This is a genomic window from Flavobacterium sp. LAR06, from assembly GCF_041946075.1.
Classification (GTDB): domain Bacteria; phylum Bacteroidota; class Bacteroidia; order Flavobacteriales; family Flavobacteriaceae; genus Flavobacterium.
In genome coordinates this window covers 39,175-62,522 of sequence record NZ_JAUTYT010000007.1, presented here as the reverse complement: position 1 = coordinate 62,522, position 23,348 = coordinate 39,175, and the positions used below count along the sequence as shown (strand labels likewise).

At 33.7% G+C, this 23,348-nt stretch carries 26 protein-coding genes; 15 read left to right on the top strand and 11 right to left on the bottom strand.

The features are described from left to right. Nucleotides 1–17: 17 nt before the first annotated feature. The 4 genes from Q7C23_RS11570 to Q7C23_RS11555 all read left to right on the top strand — a co-directional run bounded on the left by Q7C23_RS11570 (nucleotide 18) and on the right by Q7C23_RS11555 (nucleotide 7,064). Nucleotides 18–2,408 (top strand): 3-hydroxyacyl-CoA dehydrogenase/enoyl-CoA hydratase family protein, encoded by a 2,391-nt coding sequence (locus tag Q7C23_RS11570; RefSeq protein WP_375032668.1) that lies wholly within the window; start codon nucleotides 18–20, stop codon nucleotides 2,406–2,408. A gap of 93 nt (nucleotides 2,409–2,501) precedes the next feature. Next, entirely contained in the window at nucleotides 2,502–3,683 is a 1,182-nt protein-coding gene (locus Q7C23_RS11565) for an acetyl-CoA C-acyltransferase (protein WP_375032667.1), read from the top strand. A 147-nt stretch (nucleotides 3,684–3,830) separates the two neighbouring features. Next, nucleotides 3,831–5,636, top strand: a complete 1,806-nt coding sequence (locus Q7C23_RS11560; protein ID WP_375032666.1) for an acyl-CoA dehydrogenase family protein — start codon at nucleotides 3,831–3,833, stop codon at nucleotides 5,634–5,636. A 333-nt stretch (nucleotides 5,637–5,969) separates the two neighbouring features. Further along, complete coding sequence (locus Q7C23_RS11555) at nucleotides 5,970–7,064, top strand: glycoside hydrolase family 18 protein (protein ID WP_375032665.1); 1,095 nt, start codon at nucleotides 5,970–5,972, stop codon at nucleotides 7,062–7,064. A gap of 74 nt (nucleotides 7,065–7,138) precedes the next feature. Here Q7C23_RS11555 and Q7C23_RS11550 read toward each other — a convergent pair whose 3' ends face one another. From Q7C23_RS11550 to Q7C23_RS11535, 4 genes are all read right to left on the bottom strand, one after another. Further along, the gene (locus Q7C23_RS11550; RefSeq protein ID WP_375032664.1) at nucleotides 7,139–7,627 is read right to left on the bottom strand and encodes a hypothetical protein; all 489 of its coding nucleotides are present in this window, start codon (nucleotides 7,625–7,627) and stop codon (nucleotides 7,139–7,141) included. An 82-nt stretch (nucleotides 7,628–7,709) separates the two neighbouring features. Further along, the gene (locus Q7C23_RS11545; protein ID WP_375032663.1) at nucleotides 7,710–8,627 is read right to left on the bottom strand and encodes a transporter; all 918 of its coding nucleotides are present in this window, start codon (nucleotides 8,625–8,627) and stop codon (nucleotides 7,710–7,712) included. A 46-nt stretch (nucleotides 8,628–8,673) separates the two neighbouring features. Beyond that, nucleotides 8,674–9,195: a DUF4251 domain-containing protein gene (locus Q7C23_RS11540; protein WP_375032662.1), complete on the bottom strand. Its 522-nt coding sequence runs from the start codon at nucleotides 9,193–9,195 to the stop codon at nucleotides 8,674–8,676. A gap of 37 nt (nucleotides 9,196–9,232) precedes the next feature. Further along, nucleotides 9,233–9,658 (bottom strand): META domain-containing protein, encoded by a 426-nt coding sequence (locus Q7C23_RS11535; protein ID WP_375032661.1) that lies wholly within the window; start codon nucleotides 9,656–9,658, stop codon nucleotides 9,233–9,235. A gap of 213 nt (nucleotides 9,659–9,871) precedes the next feature. Here Q7C23_RS11535 and Q7C23_RS11530 point away from each other — a divergent pair, with 213 nt between their 5' ends. Both Q7C23_RS11530 and Q7C23_RS11525 read left to right on the top strand, forming a co-directional pair. Next, entirely contained in the window at nucleotides 9,872–10,399 is a 528-nt protein-coding gene (locus Q7C23_RS11530) for a superoxide dismutase family protein (RefSeq protein WP_375032660.1), read from the top strand. A gap of 105 nt (nucleotides 10,400–10,504) precedes the next feature. Then, nucleotides 10,505–11,707: an LETM1-related biofilm-associated protein gene (locus Q7C23_RS11525; protein ID WP_375032659.1), complete on the top strand. Its 1,203-nt coding sequence runs from the start codon at nucleotides 10,505–10,507 to the stop codon at nucleotides 11,705–11,707. Between the two features lie 48 nt (nucleotides 11,708–11,755). Here the strand turns inward: Q7C23_RS11525 and can are convergent, their stop codons facing one another. From can to Q7C23_RS11505, 4 genes are all read right to left on the bottom strand, one after another. Further along, nucleotides 11,756–12,394 carry a carbonate dehydratase gene (gene can, locus Q7C23_RS11520; protein WP_375032658.1) on the bottom strand — a complete coding sequence of 213 codons (639 nt, stop codon included), beginning with the start codon at nucleotides 12,392–12,394 and terminating at the stop codon, nucleotides 11,756–11,758. Nucleotides 12,395–12,521: 127 nt separating this feature from the next. Further along, the gene (locus Q7C23_RS11515; protein ID WP_375032657.1) at nucleotides 12,522–14,165 is read right to left on the bottom strand and encodes a SulP family inorganic anion transporter; all 1,644 of its coding nucleotides are present in this window, start codon (nucleotides 14,163–14,165) and stop codon (nucleotides 12,522–12,524) included. A gap of 79 nt (nucleotides 14,166–14,244) precedes the next feature. Next, entirely contained in the window at nucleotides 14,245–14,529 is a 285-nt protein-coding gene (locus Q7C23_RS11510) for a hypothetical protein (RefSeq protein WP_072972689.1), read from the bottom strand. A gap of 134 nt (nucleotides 14,530–14,663) precedes the next feature. Next, entirely contained in the window at nucleotides 14,664–15,143 is a 480-nt protein-coding gene (locus Q7C23_RS11505; RefSeq protein WP_375032656.1) for a Dps family protein, read from the bottom strand. Nucleotides 15,144–15,251: 108 nt separating this feature from the next. Here Q7C23_RS11505 and Q7C23_RS11500 point away from each other — a divergent pair, with 108 nt between their 5' ends. Next, nucleotides 15,252–16,193 carry a LysR substrate-binding domain-containing protein gene (locus Q7C23_RS11500; RefSeq protein ID WP_375032655.1) on the top strand — a complete coding sequence of 314 codons (942 nt, stop codon included), beginning with the start codon at nucleotides 15,252–15,254 and terminating at the stop codon, nucleotides 16,191–16,193. Nucleotides 16,194–16,227: 34 nt separating this feature from the next. Here the strand turns inward: Q7C23_RS11500 and Q7C23_RS11495 are convergent, their stop codons facing one another. Further along, nucleotides 16,228–16,425, bottom strand: a complete 198-nt coding sequence (locus tag Q7C23_RS11495) for a hypothetical protein (protein WP_017496117.1) — start codon at nucleotides 16,423–16,425, stop codon at nucleotides 16,228–16,230. Nucleotides 16,426–16,591: 166 nt separating this feature from the next. Continuing rightward, a complete protein-coding gene (gene mnmD / locus Q7C23_RS11490) occupies nucleotides 16,592–17,257 on the bottom strand; it encodes a tRNA (5-methylaminomethyl-2-thiouridine)(34)-methyltransferase MnmD (RefSeq protein ID WP_375032654.1) in 666 nt (221 codons plus the stop codon). A 308-nt stretch (nucleotides 17,258–17,565) separates the two neighbouring features. Here mnmD and Q7C23_RS11485 point away from each other — a divergent pair, with 308 nt between their 5' ends. From Q7C23_RS11485 to Q7C23_RS11475, 3 genes are all read left to right on the top strand, one after another. Then, the gene (locus Q7C23_RS11485) at nucleotides 17,566–18,636 is read left to right on the top strand and encodes a branched-chain amino acid aminotransferase (RefSeq protein ID WP_375032653.1); all 1,071 of its coding nucleotides are present in this window, start codon (nucleotides 17,566–17,568) and stop codon (nucleotides 18,634–18,636) included. A gap of 88 nt (nucleotides 18,637–18,724) precedes the next feature. Continuing rightward, nucleotides 18,725–19,300 (top strand): Crp/Fnr family transcriptional regulator, encoded by a 576-nt coding sequence (locus tag Q7C23_RS11480; protein WP_375032652.1) that lies wholly within the window; start codon nucleotides 18,725–18,727, stop codon nucleotides 19,298–19,300. A 71-nt stretch (nucleotides 19,301–19,371) separates the two neighbouring features. After that, nucleotides 19,372–19,731, top strand: a complete 360-nt coding sequence (locus tag Q7C23_RS11475) for a DUF4406 domain-containing protein (RefSeq protein WP_375032651.1) — start codon at nucleotides 19,372–19,374, stop codon at nucleotides 19,729–19,731. Nucleotides 19,732–19,776: 45 nt separating this feature from the next. Here the strand turns inward: Q7C23_RS11475 and Q7C23_RS11470 are convergent, their stop codons facing one another. Further along, nucleotides 19,777–20,157 carry a nucleoside triphosphate pyrophosphohydrolase family protein gene (locus Q7C23_RS11470; RefSeq protein ID WP_194656934.1) on the bottom strand — a complete coding sequence of 127 codons (381 nt, stop codon included), beginning with the start codon at nucleotides 20,155–20,157 and terminating at the stop codon, nucleotides 19,777–19,779. Nucleotides 20,158–20,249: 92 nt separating this feature from the next. Here Q7C23_RS11470 and Q7C23_RS11465 point away from each other — a divergent pair, with 92 nt between their 5' ends. From Q7C23_RS11465 to Q7C23_RS11445, 5 genes are all read left to right on the top strand, one after another. Further along, nucleotides 20,250–20,438, top strand: a complete 189-nt coding sequence (locus tag Q7C23_RS11465; protein ID WP_375032650.1) for a hypothetical protein — start codon at nucleotides 20,250–20,252, stop codon at nucleotides 20,436–20,438. A 197-nt stretch (nucleotides 20,439–20,635) separates the two neighbouring features. After that, nucleotides 20,636–21,775 carry a transcriptional regulator gene (locus Q7C23_RS11460; RefSeq protein WP_375032649.1) on the top strand — a complete coding sequence of 380 codons (1,140 nt, stop codon included), beginning with the start codon at nucleotides 20,636–20,638 and terminating at the stop codon, nucleotides 21,773–21,775. A 102-nt stretch (nucleotides 21,776–21,877) separates the two neighbouring features. Beyond that, entirely contained in the window at nucleotides 21,878–22,420 is a 543-nt protein-coding gene (locus Q7C23_RS11455) for an RNA polymerase sigma factor (RefSeq protein WP_375032648.1), read from the top strand. Nucleotides 22,421–22,453: 33 nt separating this feature from the next. Continuing rightward, nucleotides 22,454–22,870, top strand: a complete 417-nt coding sequence (locus tag Q7C23_RS11450; protein ID WP_375032647.1) for a hypothetical protein — start codon at nucleotides 22,454–22,456, stop codon at nucleotides 22,868–22,870. A 17-nt stretch (nucleotides 22,871–22,887) separates the two neighbouring features. Further along, entirely contained in the window at nucleotides 22,888–23,343 is a 456-nt protein-coding gene (locus Q7C23_RS11445) for a sensor of ECF-type sigma factor (protein ID WP_375032646.1), read from the top strand. Nucleotides 23,344–23,348 lie beyond the last annotated feature (5 nt).

The window sequence follows — 23,348 nt, the reverse complement described above, 5'->3', positions numbered from 1 at the left end:
AATATTAACGACTTATTATGAAACGCACAATTAAAAAAGTTGCTGTAATTGGATCCGGAATTATGGGTTCAGGAATAGCTTGTCATTTTGCCAACATTGGTGTTGAAGTTTTACTGCTTGACATCGTACCGCGCGAGTTGACAGAAGCTGAAGCTAAAAAAGGATTAACACTTGAAAGTAAAGCAGTTCGCAACCGTGTAGTAAACGAGCACTTGGCGAATTCATTAAAATCGAAACCGTCTCCTATTTACAGTCAAAAATTTGCAAGCAGAATTACAACTGGAAATACGACTGATGATATGGCAAAAATTGCCAATGTTGACTGGATTATTGAAGTTGTTGTAGAGCGTTTGGATATCAAAAAACTGGTTTTTGAACAAATCGAGAAATTCCGTACACCGGGAACTTTGGTTACATCAAACACTTCTGGTATTCCGATTCATTTTATGAGCGAAGGAAGAAGCGAAGATTTTCAAAAACACTTCTGCGGAACTCACTTTTTTAACCCTGCGCGTTACTTAAAATTATTTGAAATTATTCCTGGTCCAAAAACTTCAACTGAAGTATTGGATTTCTTAAACGAATACGGATCTAAATTCTTAGGAAAAACTTCTGTTGTTGCTAAAGATACTCCGGCGTTTATTGGAAACAGAATTGGTATTTACGGTATTCAGAGTTTGTTCCACCTGGTAAAAGAAATGGGATTAACGATTGAAGAAGTGGATAAATTGACTGGTCCTGTAATTGGTCGTCCAAAATCGGCTACTTTCCGTACCGTTGACGTTGTTGGTTTGGATACTTTGGTACACGTTGCCAACGGTATCTACGAAAACTGCCCGACAGACGAACAACACGAATTGTTTAAACTTCCTGATTTCGTCAACAAAATGATGGAAAATAAATGGTTAGGAAGCAAAACGGGTCAAGGTTTTTATAAAAAAGTAGATAAAGACATTCTTTCTTTAGACTTAGATACATTAGAATACCGCGCTGCTAAAAAAGCAAATTTTGCTACGCTTGAACTGACAAAAACTATTGATAAACCAATCAATCGCTTTAAAGTTTTGGTAAAAGGAAAAGACAAAGCGGGAGAATTCTACCGTAAGAGTTTCTCTGGAATGTTTGCTTATGTGTCAAACAGAATTCCTGAAATCTCAGACGAATTATACAAAATTGATGATGCGATGAAAGCTGGTTTTGGATGGGAAAATGGTCCATTCGAAATCTGGGATGCTATTGGTGTTGCCAACGGAATCGAAATCATGAAAGCAGAAGGTTTAGAGCCAGCTGCATGGGTTACTGAAATGTTGGCTTCTGGAAGCGAAAGTTTCTACTCTGTAAAAGAAGGAGCAACTTATTTCTACAACATTCCAACAAAATCACAAGTTAAAGTTCCTGGACAAGATTCCTTTATTATTCTGAACAACATCCGCGAAAGCAAAAAAGTTTGGAGCAATAGTGGTGCAATCATTCAGGATTTAGGAGATGGAATTTTGAACTTAGAATTCCAATCTAAAATGAATACTATTGGTGGCGATGTACTTCAGGCTATCAATAAAGCAATCGACTTATCTGAAAAAGAATATCAAGGTTTAGTTATTGGTAACCAGGCAGCGAATTTCTCTGTTGGAGCTAATATCGGAATGATTTTCATGATGGCAGTTGAGCAGGAATATGATGAATTGAACATGGCTATCAAATTGTTCCAGGACACTATGATGCGTGTTCGTTACTCTTCTATTCCAGTTGTGGTTGCGCCTCACGGAATGACTTTTGGTGGAGGATGCGAAATGAGCTTACATGCTGATAAGGTGGTTGCTGCTGCAGAAACCTATATGGGATTGGTTGAATTTGGTGTTGGTGTACTTCCTGGTGGTGGTGGATCTAAAGAAATGGCTTTAAGAGCTTCTGATTTATTCCGCAAAAACGACGTGGAATTGAACGTTCTTCAGGAGTATTTCTTGACTATCGCTATGGCAAAAGTATCCACTTCTGGTTACGAAGCTTTCGACACTGGACTTCTTCAACATGGTAAAGATGTTATCGTAGTAAACAAAGATCGTCAGATTGCTGAAGCTAAGAAACATGCTTTATTAATGGCTGAAGGGGGTTATACACAACCTATCAGAAGAACTGACGTTAAGGTTTTAGGTAAACAAGCTCTTGGAATGTTCTTAGTTGGAACTGACCAAATGGAAGCTGGAAAATACATTTCTGAGCACGATAAAAAAATCGCTAACAAACTGGCTTATGTAATGGCTGGTGGAGATTTATCTGAAGCAACTTTAGTATCTGAACAATATTTATTAGATATCGAACGTGAAGCTTTCCTGAGTCTATGTACAGAAAGAAAAACTTTAGAGAGAATTCAATATATGTTAACTAAAGGAAAACCATTAAGAAACTAGAAAATAGAACAAAGAGAATAGAATATAGATTTCAGACTTAGTAAAAGTCTATTTTCTATACTCTATTTTCTATACTCTTAAAAAAAGAAACAAATGAAAACAGCATATATCGTAAAAGCTTACCGTACTGCGGTAGGAAAAGCACCAAAAGGGGTTTTTAGATTTAAAAGACCTGACGAATTAGCAGCAGAAACTATTCAGTTTATGATGGATGAACTGCCTGATTTTGATAAAAAACGTATCGATGACGTTATGGTAGGAAATGCCATGCCGGAGGCTGAACAAGGTCTTAACGTTGGGCGTTTAATCTCTTTAATGGGATTAAAAGTTGAAGATGTTCCTGGAGTTACTGTGAACCGTTATTGTGCTTCTGGATTAGAAACTATCGGAATGGCAACTGCTAAAATCCAATCAGGAATGGCAGATTGTATCATTGCTGGTGGAGCTGAAAGTATGAGTTTTATTCCGATGGGAGGTTACAAACCAACTCCGGATTATAAAGTTGCAGCTGCAGGTCACGAAGATTATTATTGGGGAATGGGTTTAACTGCTGAAGCGGTTGCGAACCAATACAAAATCTCAAGAGAAGATCAGGATGAGTTTGCTTACAACTCTCATATGAAAGCTTTGAAAGCACAAGCTGAAGGGAAATTCGACAAACAAATCGTTCCGATTACTGTTGATCAGACTTTCATCAATGAAAATGGAAAAAAAGAAACTAAATCATACGTTGTAAAACAAGACGAAGGCCCAAGAGCCGGAACATCAGTTTCTGCTTTGGCTGGATTGAGACCCGTTTTTGCTGCCGACGGAAGCGTTACAGCAGGTAACTCATCACAAATGAGTGATGGTGCTGCTTTTGTTTTAATCATGAGTGAGGACATGGTTAAAGAATTGAACCTTGAGCCAATTGCCAGATTAGTAAATTTTGCTTCATCTGGCGTTGAGCCAAGAATTATGGGTATCGGTCCTGTAAAAGCGATTCCGAAAGCCTTAAAACAAGCTGGTTTAGAATTGAAAGATATTGACTTGGTCGAATTAAACGAAGCATTTGCTTCTCAGTCTTTGGCTGTAATTCGCGAGCTAGGTTTAAATCCGGATATTGTAAACGTAAACGGTGGAGCGATCGCTTTAGGTCACCCTCTTGGATGTACAGGTGCTAAACTTTCTGTTCAGTTATTTGATGAGATGAAACGCAGAGGTAGTAAATACGGAATTGTTTCTATGTGTGTGGGGACTGGACAAGGTTCTGCAGGAATTTACGAGGTATTGTAAAACGTCTTCTTTGTCATTTCGACGAAGAAGAAATCACACTCGCTGAGAACGCACTGTGTGGACAAACTGGATGTGATTTCTCCTTCGTCGAAATGACAAGATTGGAGATTCGATTATAAAATAAAAAATATACAAAAAACAAAAGCAATGGCAGATACAATCGAAAAAAACGTAACCCGTGGTGGTCAGTTTTTAGTTAAAGAAACAAAATGCGAAGATGTCTTTACACCAGAAGATTTTTCGGAAGAGCAGTTAATGATGCGTGACTCTGTAAAAGAGTTCGTTGATAAAGAATTATGGGCGCATAAAGATCGTTTTGAGAAAAAAGATTACGCTTATACAGAAGCATCTATGCGTAAAGCTGGAGAATTGGGACTTCTTGGAGTTGCAGTTCCTGAAGAATACGGTGGATTAGGAATGGGATTCGTTTCTACAATGTTAGTTTGTGATTACATTTCTGGTGCTACAGGATCTTTCTCAACTGCTTTTGGTGCGCATACAGGAATTGGAACTATGCCAATTACACTTTATGGTACTGAAGAACAAAAGAAAAAATACGTTCCAAAATTGGCTACTGGAGAATGGTTTGGAGCTTATTGCTTAACAGAACCAGGAGCAGGATCTGATGCTAACTCAGGAAAAACAAAAGCTGTTTTATCTGAAGATGGAAAATACTATTCAATCACAGGACAAAAAATGTGGATTTCGAATGCAGGTTTCTGTAGCGTTTTCATCGTTTTTGCTCGTATTGGAGATGATAAAAATATTACAGGTTTCATCGTAGAAAATGATCCGTCAAACGGAATTTCTATGAATGAAGAAGAGCATAAATTAGGAATCCGTGCTTCTTCTACTCGTCAGGTTTTCTTCAACGATACTAAAGTTCCTGTTGAAAACATGTTATCTGAAAGAGGAAACGGTTTCAAAATTGCAATGAATGCTTTAAATGTTGGACGTATTAAATTGGCTGCTGCTTGTTTGGATGCACAACGTAGAGTTACTTCAAATGCAGTAAAATATGCTAACGAAAGAATTCAGTTCAACACTGCAATTTCATCTTTTGGAGCTATCCGTTCTAAATTAGCTGAAATGGCAACTAATGCATACGCTGGAGAAAGTGCTTCTTACCGTGCTGCAAAAGATATCGAAGACAGAATCGCTGCTCGTGAAGCAGAAGGAACTTCTCACCAGGAAGCGGAATTGAAAGGTGTTGAAGAATATGCTATCGAATGTTCTATACTGAAAGTAGCAGTTTCTGAAGACGTACAATCTTGTGCTGATGAAGGAATTCAGATTTTTGGTGGAATGGGATTCTCTGAAGATACTCCAATGGAAAGTGCCTGGAGAGATGCTCGTATCGCTCGTATTTACGAAGGAACAAACGAAATCAACAGAATGCTTTCTGTAGGTATGTTGATCAAAAAAGCAATGAAAGGTCACGTTGATTTACTAGGACCTGCAATGAAAGTTCAGGAAGAATTAATGGGAATTCCATCTTTTGATACTCCTGATTTCTCTGAATTATTTGCTGAAGAAAAAGGAATTATCGCTAACCTGAAAAAAGTATTCTTGATGGTTGCTGGTAGCGCTGTTCAAAAATATGGTCCAGATTTAGATTCTCACCAACAGTTATTAATGGCTGCTTCTGATATCTTAATCGAGGTTTACATGGCTGAAAGTACTATTCTTAGAACGGAGAAATTAGCCAAAAATCAAGGTGAAGCTAAAGTACAAGAGCAAATTGCCATGGCAAAATTATACTTATACAAAGCGGTAGATATCGTTAACTCTAGAGGAAAAGAAGGAATTATTTCTTTTGCTGAAGGTGACGAACAACGTATGATGTTAATGGGATTAAAACGTTTCACAAAATACACAAACAATCCAAATGTTGTAGCATTAAGAGAAACGATTACTTCTAAGTTAGTTGCAGAAAACGAATACTGCTTCTAATACAAAAATAGTTTTTAGCTTTTAATTTGTTTAAACCCGCACAAGTCCGAAACTGTGCGGGTTTATTTTTTTTCCAGCCCTGTTTTTTTCCACCATATTAGTGGAATAAGTTCATTTAAAAGTAGAGACGCATAGCAGTGGGGGTTAAACTACAGTGCATATAAAATAGGTTTTGCTACAGATTAAAAATCTTTGAAACCTGATTTATGAAGCGCAATATTTTTGCAAAGATTTGCAAATTTTCGTTAAAATTAGCTTTATGATACAAATAACATAGTTAAATATTAAATGTATTGCCTTATATTTAGCATTCAAAAAACAAAAAACTTTAAAATGAAACAAATTAACCTGATCGCCTTTTTGTTATTGTGCAGCTTTACGACTAGTGTTTTTGCGCAAAAAAATAAAAAAATGGATATCATTGCTTACTACACGGGCGATGACAAATTGATTAACGAATACGAAGTCAACAAACTGGATCAAATTATTTTTAGTTTTTGTCATTTAAAAAATGGAAAACTAAGCGTTGATTCTCCTAAAGATTCTATAACAATTAAACATTTGGTTTCTTTAAAAGCTAAAAATCAGCAACTTAAAATTGTTTTATCTCTTGGTGGCTGGGGTGGTTGCGAGCCATGTTCAGCTGCATTTTCAACAGATGAAGGCAGACTTACTTTTGCAAAATCCGTGAAAGAAGTTAGTGATTATTTTAAAGTAGATGGTTTAGATTTAGATTGGGAATATCCATCAATTGAAGGTCTGCCAGGTCACTTATACCAAGCCGCTGATAAACCTAATTTTACTGATTTGTTAAAAAAATTGCGTTCCACTCTAGGTAAAAAGTATGAACTAAGTTTTGCCGCGGGAGGTTTTCAAAAATGTTTGGATGAATCTATAGACTGGAAAGGCGTTGCACCATATGTAAATCGTATTAATATTATGAGTTACGATTTAGTAAACGGATATTCTAAGGTCACGGGGCATCATACACCATTATATAGTACAAATCCGAAAGAAGAATCTACTGACAGAGCGGTTAATTATCTATTAAAACAAGGCGTTCCTGCTAGCAAATTAGTCATAGGTGGTGCATTTTATACCAGAACATGGAAAAATGTTGAAAATGTAAACAATGGCTTATATCAGGCTGGTGAACATATTGAAGGTGTAAATTTCAAAAATTTTGCTACTACTTACACTGAAGCAAACGGCTGGAAATATTTTTATGATGAAAAAGCGCAAGCACCGTATTGGTATAATGCAAATACAAAAACATTTGCAACCTCTGATGATCTTAGATCTATCAAAGCTAAAACAGAATATGCAAAAGCCAAAAAATTAGGAGGTATTATGTTTTGGGAACTTACTCTGGATAGCCAGAAAAATGGAATGGTAAATGCTATTTATGAAGTTAAAGTAGCTAAATAAAGAGTCTAAAAATAAAAAAAAGCGACAGTTATAGATTTTCTACAACTGTCGCTTTTTTTATCAATAGTGAAAAATCACATCTGAACTTTTGTTTTATCCAATTCACCAATAAAAGGTATTGACTCCTGAATTTCGTTACGAATAACAGTCTGCAGATAGACCTCTAGCTGAATAAATTTTGCAGCATTTATTGCTCCAATTGCTTTTTTAGCCTGACCATAAGTTTTGGAATATAACTTTTCATAATCCTGATTATTTTTTAAAGTTCCTTTGGCTAATTCGTCTGCTTTTTCTTCCGTAAGAGTTGCATAGTTCTCTGCATAATAATTAATTAGCTGTAATTTGGTTTGACCAAGCGCTTTACGTTCGCTTTCGTAATTGTCATATACTTTTGTAAAAGCAGCATTTTGAGTATCAGACAAATTCATATATTGTTTTACGAGGTCACTTTTAGATTTTCCATAAATACTCTGCACTAATTCTACATCTTCTTTATATGAAGATTGCGCATACGATGAAAAGGAGGCGATTGCCATAACAAGAATAAGACTTAATTTTTTCATAGTTTTTTGGTTTTAGATTGATTCAAACATTTACTCATTATCAAATATACTGATTTTAAACACATTACACCATTTTCAATCTCTAAAAGAAAGAATATTGATACGCTGCCGTTAAAGCATAATAATTTAAGCCATTGTTTGTATAGGCCCCTACATGGTATTGAAACCTAAGAGACTGGCCTTTTGCAATTGGTGTTGAAAATGTTCCTCCTACTCTCCAATTATCAATCTCACTGGCATCAGAAACACCATCGGTAATTGTTTTGCCTCCAAAAAACCAGGTCGTATTAAAACCAAGCCACATACTGTTCTTAAAATAATAACTGGCGTGTGCCTGTAAGCTGCCTGTTGGTTTCTGCTCCATTTTTTTTCCTAAAAAATCATTGTTAGCGGTATAAAACCAGACGCCACCATAGACTTCAGCATAAAAATGAGAAAATCGCTGCGAAATACCAACCTCAGGTTTAAATCCCCAACGGTTTGTACCAATATTCACGCGCTTATCATCATAATATTTTCCTGTTGGAATGGATGTCACTAAACTCACCCCTAAAATGGTTTTTTGCTCAAATTTTCTAAATTCTGATTTATCAAGAGCCGGGGAACCTAACAAATTGATTCCAAATCGTACCTTCATATCACCAAAACCCGTTCTTGAACCTGTTATATTCTGACCACTTACGTTCACTGATCCATCCATAAAAGTAAAAGGTAATGCAACTTGCACGCGAGCCAATTTATTTGCCAAACCAAATGTTCTCACATAGGTTGCGGCCAGATTATGACTTTGAATAACGAAATCAGAAACTGGCAATGATGGTTCTGTTAGTACATTTCCATCCATAAAAGCATATCCGAAGGCAGCTACATTTAATTTTTTAGGAACATTAGCATATACCCGAGGTTCTAAATCCTGGCTAAAACCTGAAGACATTCCCAACAGAAACAACATCAAAAAATAGTGTTTCTCAATCAAAGCATAAAAAGTATTTTTTGGCATAAAGTAAAGAATTCGGGGATCCAATTATTTAAAACTAAGGCTCTTCTTATTTCTTAATTTCATCTGTTTTTGGAGCTTCAATTTCTCCATCATATGAAATCGATGCTCTGTTATTACTGCTGATAGAAAGCGAGGCCCCTCCATTAAAAAAAATATTAAAATAAAGCGTATAAACATCATCTTTACCTTTTACAGTTGCTTTCAAAGTATACGATTTTTTCTTTTTTTCAATCTTTACGTTTTCCGGCACGCCTTCGAATTTTATACCACCATCTCCCCCATATGGTACACTAAAAGCACGACCAAAGAATGGCAAATCACACGTGGTTTTGTCTGTATTAAATTTTAAAAAATAGGTATTGTAATCTAAATTCAACATCCGGCCTCCTTGTGGAGTTGCTTTTTGTGCTTCAAAAACAAAATTTTTAGAATCGATAAGTGCTTCTATTTCTTTTTGTTTCTGTAATTCACGCTCTGCTTTTAATTCTTTCTTTGTTTTTTCCTGAGCCAAAACTGGAAAGCTTAAAAAGCACAATAACACTAATAAAATTGATAATTTACGTTTCATAAATAAATTTTTAATAGAGTTAAATAGAAGTAAAAATTTACTTTTTGGTAAATCGCATCATAGCAATATCACCAGAAATAAGATTCAAAGTCTTACCATCATCTGTCACATCATAGGAAGTTATTTTTTGCAAAGTGCTCATAAATACTTGTTCTCCTTGTCCGTCCTGGCACATCATTTTTGTCATTGCCATAGGTTGAGTGAAATCAATTTTATTAGCGTCGAGAACCAGTTTTCCGTTAAAAGAATTACAGCTGCTGTTACCCGAAATATGATTTTCTTTAAGATCGAAATTTATGGTTGGTTTTTTGGTGGGGTACAATCCATCAAAAGCAATTCTTGGGCCCGAAATATAATTTAGTTCCCAATTTCCTTCTAGTTTAGAAACTGAATCTACTTTTTTGCATTTACACGAAATTAGTATAGCACTTAAAAAAAACAGGATAAAAACATTCTTCATCATAACGTTAAAGATTAAATATTAATGAATTAGAAAATCGAATTTGGGAAAATTTTCGTTAAAAACCTCTACGAATTTAAACAATATTTTTGTCTTCAGCCTCAAACTATTAGTAAAATACGACTAATAGTTTTAGATTTTTTTAACTTAAGACGTTAAGTTATATCGTATTTTTTATGTTAAATTTACTTAATCTTTAATTTAAAAGCCTCACGTATGAAAAAAATAATTGTTTCTTTCGCTATAATTACTGCCTTAATTATTGGCTGTAAGACAAATACAAAATCAAATGATGCCAAAACTTTAACTGTAAATCTGGAACCAAAAAGTAACAGCACCGTAAGCGGAACTGCAACTTTTACAGAGAAAAACGGAAAAGTAACTTTTGTTGCAAAAGTGGCCGGATTACAGCCTGGTGTTCACGCTATACACATTCACGAAAAATCAGATTGTACTGCTGCAGATGGAAGTTCAGCTGGCGGACACTGGAATCCAACCTTTAAAAAACACGGAAAATGGGGCGTTGGTGAATATCACAAAGGCGATATAGGAAACTTCACTGCTGATGCAAAAGGTAACGGAACTATAACTTTAACCACTGACGAATGGTGTGTTGGCTGTGGAGATGCATCCAAAGATGTTTTAGGCAAAGGTTTAATAGTACATCAGGGAACAGATGATTTTACCACTCAGCCTACCGGAAATGCCGGTGGTAGAGTTGCCTGCGCAGGAATCATCAAATAAAAATACAATAACCACTATTTTTTCACAAAATCTAGTGGTTATTTCATTTTAAAGTAATTCTAAAACAAGAAAAAGATATAGCTTTGTAGCCTCAAACAAAAGTTAATGATTAACCCATCAGCACCAGGTTGGATAGATAAGTTTTTTAGCGAACAAAAGTTTTCAGAAGCTATTCCTTTTGAGACTAATGAATCGTTTTACGATAAAGTCAGAGCCACCGGATTTATTTATGGCCATATCATTTCGATTGATTCTCAAATTCCCATTCCGATAAAAGGCTGGTTTAAAACCGAGATTTCTAAAATTGCCTTATTAAATACTTTGTATGGTGTTTTTTGCCTGGAAAAAAGAAATTCTGAACCCAACAATTTCACTACCGAAGTTTTAAAATTTTATAAAGAAATGAATCCTGAAGGATTTAATCTGTTTAAGATTTTACTTCCAAAAGATACTCCTTCCCTTTCGTTAGAAAGTATAATCGATCAACGAGTACAGACTAACGACAGTATTATCAGTAAAAACTTTTCGCATCTGGTAACCAATGCTTTGTTGTTTATTGATGTATTAGCGTTTAGACAATATTTAGAACATGGTGCAATTCCGGAGAAATATTTAAAGCGAATTGAGGAAACCGTTCTTGGTATTGTTGGTTTGGCCTTAAAAACGAAAACGGTAAAATCGCAGCATGATGATTTACTGATTAAGCTTTTTGAAGCGTCAATACGCTATTCAAAATTTTCAAAAGTTACTGTTGATACATTAGAAACTTTACAACTTGATTATTTTACCAATAAACTGGAGCATTATTATTTAATCGACATGGCCGGAATGGCTTTATGGAGTGATGGTGTAGTAGAGAATGAAGAAGCTTACTTTTTATATTCATTAGGATCAATGATGCAAGTTTCAGACGATTTTGTAACACATAGTATCGATACTACCAATTCGTTCATCACAACACATAAAAAGAAGATTCCGTATTTCAATTATTCAAATCCGGTGAAACATTTTTATGATCAGATGACACACACAGTCGTAAAATTGATTATTAGAAATAAAAACAGACTGGTTAAGGAAATTGTTCAGAGCAAAGAATTAATGGTGCTGCTAGCTTATTCTACAACTAGGGATCTGGATGCCAAGGAAAAGAAAAAAGTAAAAAAACAGCTTTTGGATATCTGCAAAACGATTCCGTCGCTTACGATCTTTTTACTTCCTGGCGGAAGTTTGTTATTGCCGATCCTAATAAAGTTTATTCCAACAATGTTACCATCAGCTTTCAATGAAAACCTAGACGAAAACGAATAAAAAAAATCGCCCTTTTGAGGCGATTTTTTATTCATATAAATGATCTTCTTATAGATTATTCAATTGATAAACATCATCTAATTCAGCATTCGAAGCAATGTTTACATTTAAATCAGTTATAAAACCAGAATTTAATCCGTAAACCCATCCGTGAAGCATTAGGTCCTGACCATTTTGCCAAGCGCCTTGTACAATAGATGTTTTTGCTAAGTTGTAAACTTGTTCTTTAGCATTGATTTCAACAAAAGCATTAAAACGCTCTGTTTCATCTTCAATTGAATTTAAATACTTGTCGTGTAAACGGTATTCATCTTTAATATGACGAATCCAGTTGTCGATAATTCCAACTGACATATTTCCCATTGCAGCTTTTACACCACCACAACCATAATGTCCGCAAACAATAACGTGTTTTACTTTTAAAACATTTACCGCATAATCTAATACACTTAACATGTTCATGTCTGAGTGCACTACCATATTAGCAATATTACGGTGTACAAAAACCTCACCTGGCTTAGCTCCAATAATTTCGTTTGCAGGAACACGGCTGTCAGAACATCCAATCCACAACAATGGTGGCGTTTGTCCTTTTGCTAAATCTGCGAAATAATTTGGGTCTAATGCTAATGATTTTTCTACCCACTGCTTGTTGTTTTCTATTAATTGCTTATAAAACTCTTTCATTATTTTTTAATTTTTGAATGGCATTTCCATGTGATTAAACGTATCAAAAAGAACTTATGTAAAGTTACCTAAATTTTGATAGTTCTACCCCTGCAGAAATACCTTAATTTATTTAATTTATTAAAATTTATTTTTTTACGGTTTCTTTTTTAACCAATGCTCTCTTCGCAACATCATAATAATGTTCGATTGTAACGTGATTGTCTTTGTCAGGTGTATTTTCTAACTCGTAAGCTTTCTTAAAACCTTTCAGTTTTACTTTGATATTTTCATCAATAGCACGAGTTTCTTTAAACTCACGAATTAAATCCAAAACATCGTGTGCGATATATTCTGTATCATGCGCGTTGATGATCACTTTTGAATTTTCAGGAATTTCATTCAATGTCAACTTGATAGCCGCTTTGTTTAAGAAAGAAACTTCCTGAGCTAAGTCGATATGAATAACATCTCCATCTTCGTATTCTTCCTTTTTAAAGCTGTAAGCTCTTTTTAGGTTTCCTCTCAATACAAAAATAATACTGATAATAATTCCTAATGCAACACCTTTCAATAAATCTGTCGCTACAACAAATACTAAAGTGGCAATAAAAGGCACGAATTGGTATTTTCCTTTTTCCCAGAAATGCAAGAAAGTTGCAGGCTTAGCTAATTTGTATCCAACTAATATTAAAACAGTTGCTAAAGTAGCTAACGGAATTTTATTTAAAATTGCCGGAATACTCAATACACTTACTAATAAAAGTACACCGTGAATAATAGCAGACATCTTAGATTTTGCACCTGCATTATTATTTGCAGATGATCTAACCACAACTGATGTCATTGGTAAACCTCCTAAAAGTGAACTCACGATATTACCAATTCCCTGAGCTCTTAACTCAACATTTGTATTGGTATAACGTTTTTGAACGTCCATTCTGTCAGCAGCTTCAATACATAATAAAGTTTCAATAGAAGCTACAATGGCAATTGTAACAGCTACTACCCAAACCTGCGGATTTGTTACAGCAGCAAAATTTGGTGTAATAAGAATTGATTTAAATTCGTCAAAAGATTTTGGAACTGGCAAAGAAACCAAATGCTCTTTTGCAATTGCCAATGAGCTTCCTGTAGAAGTAAAAACTTCATTTAAGACTACACCTGCAATAACCGCGATAAGTGCTCCCGGAACTAGCTTTAATTTCTTTAAAAAAGGAACTTTATCCCAGGCAATTAATATTACAAATGAAACTAACGAAATAACTACAGCTCCTAATTGAATATGATTAATTACATCAAATAAAAAGGAGAATGAATTGCTACCATCATTCTGAATAAAAGCCTGATCACCTTCAAAATCAGCATCATAACCAAAAGCGTGTGGCAATTGTTTCAGAATAATAATAATCCCGATACCCGCAAGCATTCCCTCGATTACATTGGTTGGAAAATAATTTGAAATACTTCCGGCTTTTAAAAATCCTAATGCTAATTGAATTAATCCAGCAATAAAAACAGACATTAAAAAAACATCGAAGGCACCAAAATCAGTGATAGCGGTAAGAATAATAGCTGTTAGACCAGCTGCCGGACCAGATACACTAATATGTGACTGGCTTAAAAAACCTACCACAATACCACCAACAACACCTGCGATAATTCCAGAAAATAATGGCGCTCCAGAAGCCATTGCAATACCTAAACACAATGGAAGAGCCACCAAGAAAACCACCAAACCTGAAGCAAAATCAGATTTAAGGTTGGCAAAAAGATTAATTTTTTTTGACATAATACAATACTAAAAATTGATACATTAAAGATCTACTGCATCTACTATAAATACAGTTAGTTTAAAATAATCGGAAGTATTATACTAAATTGGGAGGTGGAGCAAATATGCTCGGAGAAATATTGTCTAATTTTACAATATTTTCAGACACGATGGTCTTTTTTTCAATATAAGCAGGCATTACAACTTCATGGTGAAGTATTGCCGGATAAACAGCAGCCTTAAGTTCTTTGTGTGAGTGCTCCTCTTCAGAAAAACTAAAGAATATAGACGTATCATTACTTTTCTTCATCAACGTCACAACAGTAGGCGTTGCCAGGAAAGCAATAAATATGAATAATAATATGCGAGCGAGTAATTTCATTGTCGCAAAAATAGTGTTAAACAAATAAAATCAAAGCTTGAAGCAAAAATTTTTATAGAAATTTAACATTCGTAAAAAAAGCAGTATCATCTATGGCGATAATACTGCTTTTTAAATTATTTATAAACAACGAATTACAACTCTTCTTCAAGCCATGCATTCATCATCCAAATCGTTTTTTCCTGCTCCGCAATGAAGTCACTCATCATAGAATTTGTCCCTTCATCATTGATTTCAGCTGACTGATTTAAGATTTCTCTTTCAATTTTAAGTAAATCTGATAAAGAATGTACGATCAATTGAACCGCTTTTTCATCATTTGAAATATTTTTTCCAACTGTCAATTTGTTGTTTTTTATGTAGTCTTCAAAAGTATGTAAAGGAGTTCCGCCAATTGTCAAAACTCTCTCTGCTATTATATCAATTTTTAATTGAGAATCTGTGTATAATTCCTCAAATTTTACATGTAAATCAAAGAAACGTTTTCCTCTAATATTCCAATGTATCCCTCTTAAATTTTGGTAGTAAACCTGAAAATTAGACAATAAGACATTCAATTCTTTTACTAACAATTCTGACTCTTTTACAGGTAATCCTAAAATATTCGTTTTCATGTTTTTATTATTTTACAGTAAGTTACTACAAATTTAAAGTAACTCCTTAAAAAAAGTTATAAAAAAAAATTATATTTTCTTATTTTTGCATCACAAAATACTATCAAAATGACGATAACTCAATTACAATATGTGTTAGCTGTTGCCGAACACAAAAATTTTACGCTAGCTGCCGAAAAATGTTTTGTGACGCAACCCACTTTAAGCATGCAGATTCAGAAAATTGAAGAAGAACTTAACATTTTAATTTTCGACAGAAGCAAAAAACCTATTCAACTTACAGACATTGGTCAGAAAATTGTAAATCAGGCTAAAAACATTGTAAACGAAGCAGATAGAATCAAAGATATTGTAGAACAGCAAAAAGGTTTCATTGGGGGAGAATTCCGTTTGGGAATTATTCCGACGATTATGCCAACGCTTTTACCAATGTTCCTGAACAATTTCATTAAAAAATATCCAAAAGTAAAACTCTTAATCGAAGAGCTGAATACAGATGAAATTATTGTGAAACTTAAAAATGGCCATCTTGATGCTGCCATTGCCGCTACTCCGCTCGAAGACGAAAAAATAAAAGAAATTGTTTTGTATTTTGAGCCGTTTGTGGCTTACATACCTGAACAACATGCTAATTTTCAGAAAGAAGAAATTGAGGTAGCCGACTTAAATATCAATGAAATTTTACTTTTACAGGACGGACATTGCTTTAGAGACGGTATTTTGAATTTATGCAAAAACGGAACCGATGTCGAACAAAACAATTTTCAGATTCAAAGCGGAAGTTTTGAAACACTGATAAAATTGGCCGACGAAGGCTTGGGCACAACGTTACTACCGTACTTGCACACCATGGATTTAAAAGATTCCGATAAACTGAAACTACGTAATTTTAAGGAACCAAAGCCTGCCCGTGAGGTAAGCTTAATTTACCCGAAGAGCGAATTAAAAATGCAAATCATTGACGCGCTTCGATCAACTATTGCCGGGGTTGTAAAAGGAGCAATAGTTTTTCAGAATGTTCAAATCATTAGTCCGCTACAAAAGAAATAAAAATAAAAAAGGAGCCAATTTGGCTCCTTTTTCTTTATACTTTAATTAGTAGTAGACTTTGTTTTAATTCTGGTTTTTCAATAATAAAATTCAATAACCATTCTTGCAATTGTTCCATCTCATACGGTAACAGTGTTTTGATAGCTTTTTCCAGCTCTTTGCAGAAAAGTATCGGATCGAAACTAACTCTCTCAAGTATTGATTTCGTGTAATCAAACATCATTTTTGACATAATAAAATAAGATTTTTGGGGGTTATCTATATTTCTAAACTCGCACCAAATTTAAACAAATAACACATACAAAGCTTTATTTTAACTATTTTTTTTAAAAACTTTAGCAACGAAACCGTTTTCTTAGTACAGATAAATCAATATAGAACCGTTATAAATAACTAATTTAAACCCTTTTAAAGGCTCGAAACATTTCTCGTTTCCCTGGAGGTCCAGCTAATTTTTCGACAGTAAAACCAACAGCAATCATGCTTCTTTTAACAACTCCGCGAGCGGCATATGTCACTAAAACGCCATTTGATTTTAAACTATTGTACATTTTCTGAAAAATTTCAGTACTCCATAATTCGGGTTGTACACGATATCCGAAGGCATCAAAGTAAATCAAATCAAAAGTTTCAAAATCGTCGATTTCATCAAAAAATTGTTTCCTTTTGGTTAACGAGAATTGATCGCAAATTTCCACTTTATTATCCCATTCACATTTATGCATTTTCTCAAAAATGTTATGAAATTCCAATGCTTCCAGCTCTTCTACATAATTCATGGCTAAAACTTCTTCAGCATTTACAGGGTATGCTTCTACCCCAACATAATCGATCTTCTGATTTTTTTTGATTGATTCTAAAAAAGTAATGAAAGCGTTTAATCCGGTTCCAAAACCAATTTCAAGAATACTAACCGGATCTTTTTCAAATAAAGAAAGTCCGTTTTTTATAAATACATGTTTTGCTTCCTGAATGGCACCGTGCTTCGAGTGATAACATTCATCCCATTCTTTCAAATGAATTGTTGTTGAACCATCTAGCGTTTTAATTATTTCTCTTTCCACCTTTTTCAATATTTACAATCTGATTTTATTGTTTTTCAGACCATTTTACTAGTCAAATTTAGTCAAAACAAATGCGTAAAGCCTTAAAAAACGATACTTTTTTCATAAATTCTTTATAAAAGTCAGTGATTTTTTTAGGTTTATTATAAGATAAATAAATCTCAGTTAAAGGCCGTAATTAATACAGTTTTAGCAAGTAATTTATATATTTTTACTTAATTTTGCATTTAATAAAACCTATTTTACACCAAATCATCACGTTAGAACTCTTTCTGTTGAGATGAAAATTACATAAAACATATATTATTATGAGTACAACTCAAACAAGCAAAATTGAAATCAGAAAAGCTACGTCGTCAAAAATAAGCACTGTAGACTTTGAAAACTTAAGCTTTGGTGCTGTTTTTACAGACCATTTATTCGAATGTGATTTTAAAAATGGAGAATGGCAAAATCCTGTCATTAAGCCGTATGCTCCTATTTTAATGGATCCTTCTTCAAAAGTCTTTCATTACGGTCAGGCTATTTTTGAAGGAATGAAAGCTTATAAAGATGAAAATAATGATGTTTGGTTGTTTAGACCTGATGAAAACTACAAACGTTTCAATAATTCTGCTGTACGTATGGCAATGCCAGAAGTTCCGGAAGCTATTTTTATGGATGGCTTGAATGAATTATTGAAAATCGATCAGGAATGGATTCAAAGAGGAAACGGAGCAAGTATGTACATCCGTCCCTTTATGATTGCTACAGGGCCTGGCGTTATCGCAAATCCGTCTGACGAATATAAATTCATGATTTTACTTTCTCCTGCAAAATCATATTATGGAGGCGAAGTGAAAGTAATTATTGCTGAACATTATAGTAGAGCTGCAAATGGTGGAATTGGAGCTGCAAAAGCGGCTGGAAATTATGCTGCACAGTTTTACCCAACTAATTTGGCCAACAAAGACGGTTTCCAACAAGTAATCTGGACAGATGATGCAACGCATACTAAATTAGAAGAAGCGGGAACAATGAACGTTTTCTTCAGAATTAATGATACCTTAATGACTGCTCCAACAAGCGAAAGAATTTTAGATGGTATCACCAGAAAAAGTTTGATTGCTATGGCCGAAAAAGAAGGATTAAATGTAGAAGTTCGTCCTGTTCTTGTATCAGAATTAGTAGAAGCAGCTAAAAACGGATCTTTAAAAGAAATTTTTGGAGCTGGAACTGCAGCAGTTATAAGTGTAATCAAAGGATTCTCTTATCAGGATGTTTATTATGAAATGACTCCAATTGAAAATTCTTATGCTTCTCTTTTAAAAGAAAAACTAACAAGTCTTCAAAACAAACTTTCTGAAGATACTTTTGGCTGGACTGTTAAAGTTCAATAATCAGAAGACATTTATAAAAACAAAACCCGGCAGATTCTGAGAATTTGTCGGGTTTTCTATTTTATATTTGTTTTATAATTGCTAAAAAATGAATGACAATCTAATTTTAAAAAATGTTGCTAAACATATTTCACTTGATGAGAATGAAATATCTTATTTTCTTTCAATTTTGAAGGAAAAAAAATATCCTAAAAAAAGCATTATTTTAAAAGAAGGAGAAACTTGCAGCGTGATTAATTTTGTACAATCAGGAACTTTACGAGCATTTTACAGAAGTGCAGAAGGAAAAGAATCAACCATAATGTTCGCAATTGCTGACTGGTGGATTACTGATATGGCTTGTTTTATAAATCAACAGCCCGCCATTCTAAATATTGAAACAACTGAAGAAAGCGTTATATTTCATTTACGAAAAGAAGATTTAGATAATTTATATCTTAAAATCCCAAAATTCGAACGTTTTTTCAGAATCATTATGCAAAATGCTTATATAAGAGAACAGTTAAGAGTCATTCAAAACCTTTCTCTATCAGCAGAGCATCGTTATTATATCTTTTTAGAAAAGTATCCGCAGGTAGCAAAACAGGTTACTCAAAAACAAATAGCGTCTTATTTAGGCATTACACCTGAATTTTTAAGTATGATAAGAGCCATTAAAAAATAGTTCATTTCTTAAACTACATTATTTTTTTACTCTACTATCTTTACGTCCTTTACTTTATAAAAAATAAAGATATGGTTATACTTATTGCAGGTCCTTATCGTGGTGGAACAAACGACGATCCTAAATTAATTCAGCAAAATTTAGACAAATTAGAAGCCGTAGCGCTTCCTTTATTCAGAATGGGACATTTGCCTTTAATTGGCGAATGGATAGCGCTACCATTAATGCATTTAGCTGGCTCAAAACATATTGGCGATAGCGCTTGGGATGAAATACAATATCCCGTGGCTCATCGACTTCTTGAAAAATGCGATGCGATTCTTCGTCTTGAAGGAGAATCAAAAGGAGCAGACAATGATGTGAGAATTGCCAAAAAAAGAGGATTGAAAATTTATTATCGTTTAGAAGACATTGCCAACGAAGCGTTATAAAACAAAAGAACCTAATAGACTTAAGAACCTATTAGGCTTTTTATTTTACAGTAATTTTGAAAAATCGGGTTTGAAATAATTCGGGCCTTTCATTACTTTTCCGTCTTCACGATAAATTGGCTGACCATCTTCACCTAACTTACTCATGTTACTACGCTGAATTTCATCAAAAACAGCTTCAATTTTATCCTGCAAACCATGCTCAATAATGGTTCCGCACAAAATATACATCATATCCCCAAGGGCATCAGCAATTTCTACCAAATCATTATTTTGCACTGCATCAAGATATTCTTCGTTCTCTTCTTTCATTAAATTATAGCGAAGATATTTTTTAGTTTCACCCACATCTGCAATTGGTGTTTCGCTGTGTCCTATTTTAAAAGCAGTGTGAAATTCCTTTACTGCGTCTATTTGTTTTTTCATATATAGATAAATTTGTTTTTTAATGAAATGAAAAGCCAAATTAGCAACTATTCATATACAATTCTCTAAATTTGTCAAAAATTATTTTAACTATGTTTAGTCAGGGACAATTAATATTCGCAGTCTGTTTTTTCATCGCCTTTGTAATCGTAATGATATTTGCTTATCGAAAAGATCTTGCATTGCACAAGATTTTTTACAAAGGAAATTACAAAGTCTTAATCGTTTTTCTTCTTTTTATTGCGATACTATTTATCATCAAATTCTTTTTTAAAAGGTAATTTCGTAATTTATTTCTATATTTAAAAATATAAAATAAATGTCGAAGTTTTACAATTAAACTGTATCACAATCGTTCTGTCTAAAATTAATTTTAACTTGAAAAGAACAATTTAAAAAGTATACTTTTATTTTTTTCTGCTATAGTGCGACTAGTGATAAAATTTATAACTTTACGACACCAAACAACCTACCACCAATGAAGATTTTAAAATATTTATTTCTTTTATCGTTATTAAGCTTAGTTGCGCTAACCGTTTTTGTTGCTACGCAAAAAGGGATTTTTTCTGTAGAAAGAAGCAAAGTCATCAACTCTCCCCGAGCGACTGTTTATAACTACGTAAACGATTTTAGAAATTATGAAGATTTTGAATCCTGGTCAGTAGAAGATCCTACAATGAGAATGACTTTTCCAAACAAAACAGCTGGTAATGGTGCCTCTTTTTATTGGGAAGGTTCTGATGGAAAAGGAAATGCAATAACCTTAAAAACAAAAGAAGGAGAAAGCATTCAGCAAAAAATGAATTTTGACGGTACAGCAGCAGATATCAACTGGACATTTAAAGATACTTTGGCAGGTAAAACAAAAGTAACATGGAAAGCCAAAGGAACTATGAGTTTCTTATTTAAAATTTACACTGCTTTAAATGGTGGTTCAGATAATATTATTGGAACCATTTCTGAAAAGAGCCTTGCCAACATCGATAAAAACCTAGATTACGAAACAAGAACATATGCTATTAAGGTTAATGGAGTAGTTAAAAAAATTGAGACTCCATATATCAAACAGACTTTCACTAGCGAAATTCTGAAGGTAAATAAAAATGCCCGAATTGTAATTCCGAAGCTTATAGAATTCAGCGAAACAAATGGTTTGGCTACGAACGGAAAACCTTTTATCATTTATCATACTTATGACACCGCAAGCGGATTGGCAAAAATTTCAATCTGTTTACCTATAAATAAAGAAATTTCAACAAGCGCAGGAAGTGATATTACGGCAGGAAAACTAAATGGATTTGAAGCTGTAAAAACAACTTTAAAAGGAGATTACACCCATACAAACGAAGCTATTGCTAAAACAACAGCTTTTATTAACAATGAAAAAATTGTTCCGGATTTAAGCTGGTCACACCTTGAGATATTGACTATTAGCAAAATGGACACAAAAAGCCCATCAAAACTAATGACGGAAATCTATTTTCCAACAAAACCTAAAGTAATTCCGGTTGCAAAAGTTCCTGTTTATCAACCTCAAACAGAACCACAAACTGCAAGACCGGCAACTCCTACTCCTGCTGCACCAAAAACAACTGAAGAAGAAGACTCAGAATTCTAAAAAAAAGTAAAGACGATTAAACCTTTTGCTCATAATTCATTCTAATCATTATAAGGTTAAAATTCCTAACTTTATATGTTATAACAAGATAAAGGTTAAAGCTTGACAAACGAGAAGGAATTTATAGCGCAATTATTAGATCCTAAAACGCAGAATGTTGCGTTTCAAAAACTCTTGTCTGATTATCAAAAACCATTGTATAATCATATTCGAAACATTGTTTTGAATCATGATGATGCCGATGATGTTTTACAAAATACTTTTGTAAAAGTGTTTCAGTACCTAAAAAGCTTCAAGGGAGAAAGTAAACTTTTTTCCTGGATGTATCGCATTGCAACAAATGAAGCCTTGACATTCTTAAACCAAAAAGCAAAGCTAAACGGAATAACATCCGAAGCTTTACAAAATAAAGCCATAGACAATTTAAAAGCTGATACTTATTTTGACGGAGATGAAATTCAGATTAAGCTCCAGAAAGCGATTATCACCTTACCGGAAAAACAACAATTAGTCTTTAAAATGAAATATTTTGAAGACTTAAAATACGAAGAAATTGCAGAAATTTTAGGAACATCAGTCGGTGCATTGAAAGCTTCTTATCATCATGCGGTTAAAAAAATTGAATTATATGTTACGTCAAATTAAACCTTTTGTAACTAAACCTATCTTATAGACATTATGAAAGCATTTAAATTAGAAAACGAACCGAAAATACAAACCGGATTTAAAACTCCGGATCATTATTTTGATACTTTATCGACAAAAGTTTTACAGCAAATAAACGACGAAAAAGAAGTAAAAGTAATTCCGATTTACAAACGTAAAAAAGTACTTTCACTCGTGGCTGCTGCCGCAGTTGTAGTAACTCTGATGATTCCTGTAGTAAACAATTACAATGCAACATCAAAAGAACTTGATGAAGCGACATTAGAAACTTACTTATCGTATCAATCCAATTTAAATCAATATGATTTAATGAAAGAACTAGACACAAAAGATATTGACAAACTAAATAAAGGCGTAGCACTTGAACAAGAAACATTAGAAGACATTTTGTCTTCCAATCCTAATATTGAAAACTTAATTTCAGAATAAAACAAAAACTTAAAAAGATGAAAATTAAAAACATACTACCGCTATTGATGTTCTTAATCAGTTTCTCATTTTATGCCCAAAATGATAAAGTAGATGAAAAACGCGAGAAAATTAAAGCCTACAAAGTATCATTTTTAACAACAGAACTGGAGCTTACTTCTACAGAAGCAGAAAAATTCTGGCCTATTTATAATGCTTTCGATGACAAGCAATATGAATTGCGTCACGAGAAAATGAAAACTTATCTGCGTAAGCTGGATGATGACAAAATTAATTCAATTTCAGAAAAAGAAGCCGCTAGTCTGTTATGTCAAATAGAAAGTACAGACAAAGAACTTTATCTTTTACGTGAAAAATATATGTCAAATCTTAAAAAGATACTTTCGGCAAAAAAGATATTAAAGCTTAAAAAATCAGAAGATGATTTTAATCGAAAATTGCTAAAACAATATCGCGATAAGGCTGGAAAATAATAAAG

Bases quoted from the DNA above. Each gene is read 5' to 3' on its own strand.
- Q7C23_RS11505 (WP_375032656.1), bottom strand. From the start codon at position 15,143: ATGAAAACGAATATTTTAGGATTACCTGTAAAAGAGTCAGAATTGTTA.
- Q7C23_RS11465 (WP_375032650.1), top strand. From the start codon at position 20,250: ATGTTTAGTCAGGGACAATTAATATTCGCAGTCTGTTTTTTCATCGCC.
- Q7C23_RS11495 (WP_017496117.1), bottom strand. From the start codon at position 16,425: ATGTCAAAAATGATGTTTGATTACACGAAATCAATACTTGAGAGAGTT.
- Q7C23_RS11515 (WP_375032657.1), bottom strand. From the start codon at position 14,165: ATGTCAAAAAAAATTAATCTTTTTGCCAACCTTAAATCTGATTTTGCT.
- Q7C23_RS11525 (WP_375032659.1), top strand. From the start codon at position 10,505: ATGATTAACCCATCAGCACCAGGTTGGATAGATAAGTTTTTTAGCGAA.
- Q7C23_RS11545 (WP_375032663.1), bottom strand. From the start codon at position 8,627: ATGCCAAAAAATACTTTTTATGCTTTGATTGAGAAACACTATTTTTTG.
- Q7C23_RS11530 (WP_375032660.1), top strand. From the start codon at position 9,872: ATGAAAAAAATAATTGTTTCTTTCGCTATAATTACTGCCTTAATTATT.
- Q7C23_RS11565 (WP_375032667.1), top strand. From the start codon at position 2,502: ATGAAAACAGCATATATCGTAAAAGCTTACCGTACTGCGGTAGGAAAA.
- Q7C23_RS11560 (WP_375032666.1), top strand. From the start codon at position 3,831: ATGGCAGATACAATCGAAAAAAACGTAACCCGTGGTGGTCAGTTTTTA.
- Q7C23_RS11535 (WP_375032661.1), bottom strand. From the start codon at position 9,658: ATGATGAAGAATGTTTTTATCCTGTTTTTTTTAAGTGCTATACTAATT.
- Q7C23_RS11555 (WP_375032665.1), top strand. From the start codon at position 5,970: ATGAAACAAATTAACCTGATCGCCTTTTTGTTATTGTGCAGCTTTACG.
- Q7C23_RS11450 (WP_375032647.1), top strand. From the start codon at position 22,454: ATGAAAGCATTTAAATTAGAAAACGAACCGAAAATACAAACCGGATTT.
- Q7C23_RS11470 (WP_194656934.1), bottom strand. From the start codon at position 20,157: ATGAAAAAACAAATAGACGCAGTAAAGGAATTTCACACTGCTTTTAAA.
- Q7C23_RS11480 (WP_375032652.1), top strand. From the start codon at position 18,725: ATGAATGACAATCTAATTTTAAAAAATGTTGCTAAACATATTTCACTT.
- Q7C23_RS11475 (WP_375032651.1), top strand. From the start codon at position 19,372: ATGGTTATACTTATTGCAGGTCCTTATCGTGGTGGAACAAACGACGAT.
- Q7C23_RS11485 (WP_375032653.1), top strand. From the start codon at position 17,566: ATGAGTACAACTCAAACAAGCAAAATTGAAATCAGAAAAGCTACGTCG.
- Q7C23_RS11540 (WP_375032662.1), bottom strand. From the start codon at position 9,195: ATGAAACGTAAATTATCAATTTTATTAGTGTTATTGTGCTTTTTAAGC.
- Q7C23_RS11550 (WP_375032664.1), bottom strand. From the start codon at position 7,627: ATGAAAAAATTAAGTCTTATTCTTGTTATGGCAATCGCCTCCTTTTCA.
- Q7C23_RS11460 (WP_375032649.1), top strand. From the start codon at position 20,636: ATGAAGATTTTAAAATATTTATTTCTTTTATCGTTATTAAGCTTAGTT.
- Q7C23_RS11500 (WP_375032655.1), top strand. From the start codon at position 15,252: ATGACGATAACTCAATTACAATATGTGTTAGCTGTTGCCGAACACAAA.
- Q7C23_RS11570 (WP_375032668.1), top strand. From the start codon at position 18: ATGAAACGCACAATTAAAAAAGTTGCTGTAATTGGATCCGGAATTATG.
- Q7C23_RS11510 (WP_072972689.1), bottom strand. From the start codon at position 14,529: ATGAAATTACTCGCTCGCATATTATTATTCATATTTATTGCTTTCCTG.
- Q7C23_RS11445 (WP_375032646.1), top strand. From the start codon at position 22,888: ATGAAAATTAAAAACATACTACCGCTATTGATGTTCTTAATCAGTTTC.
- can (WP_375032658.1), bottom strand. From the start codon at position 12,394: ATGAAAGAGTTTTATAAGCAATTAATAGAAAACAACAAGCAGTGGGTA.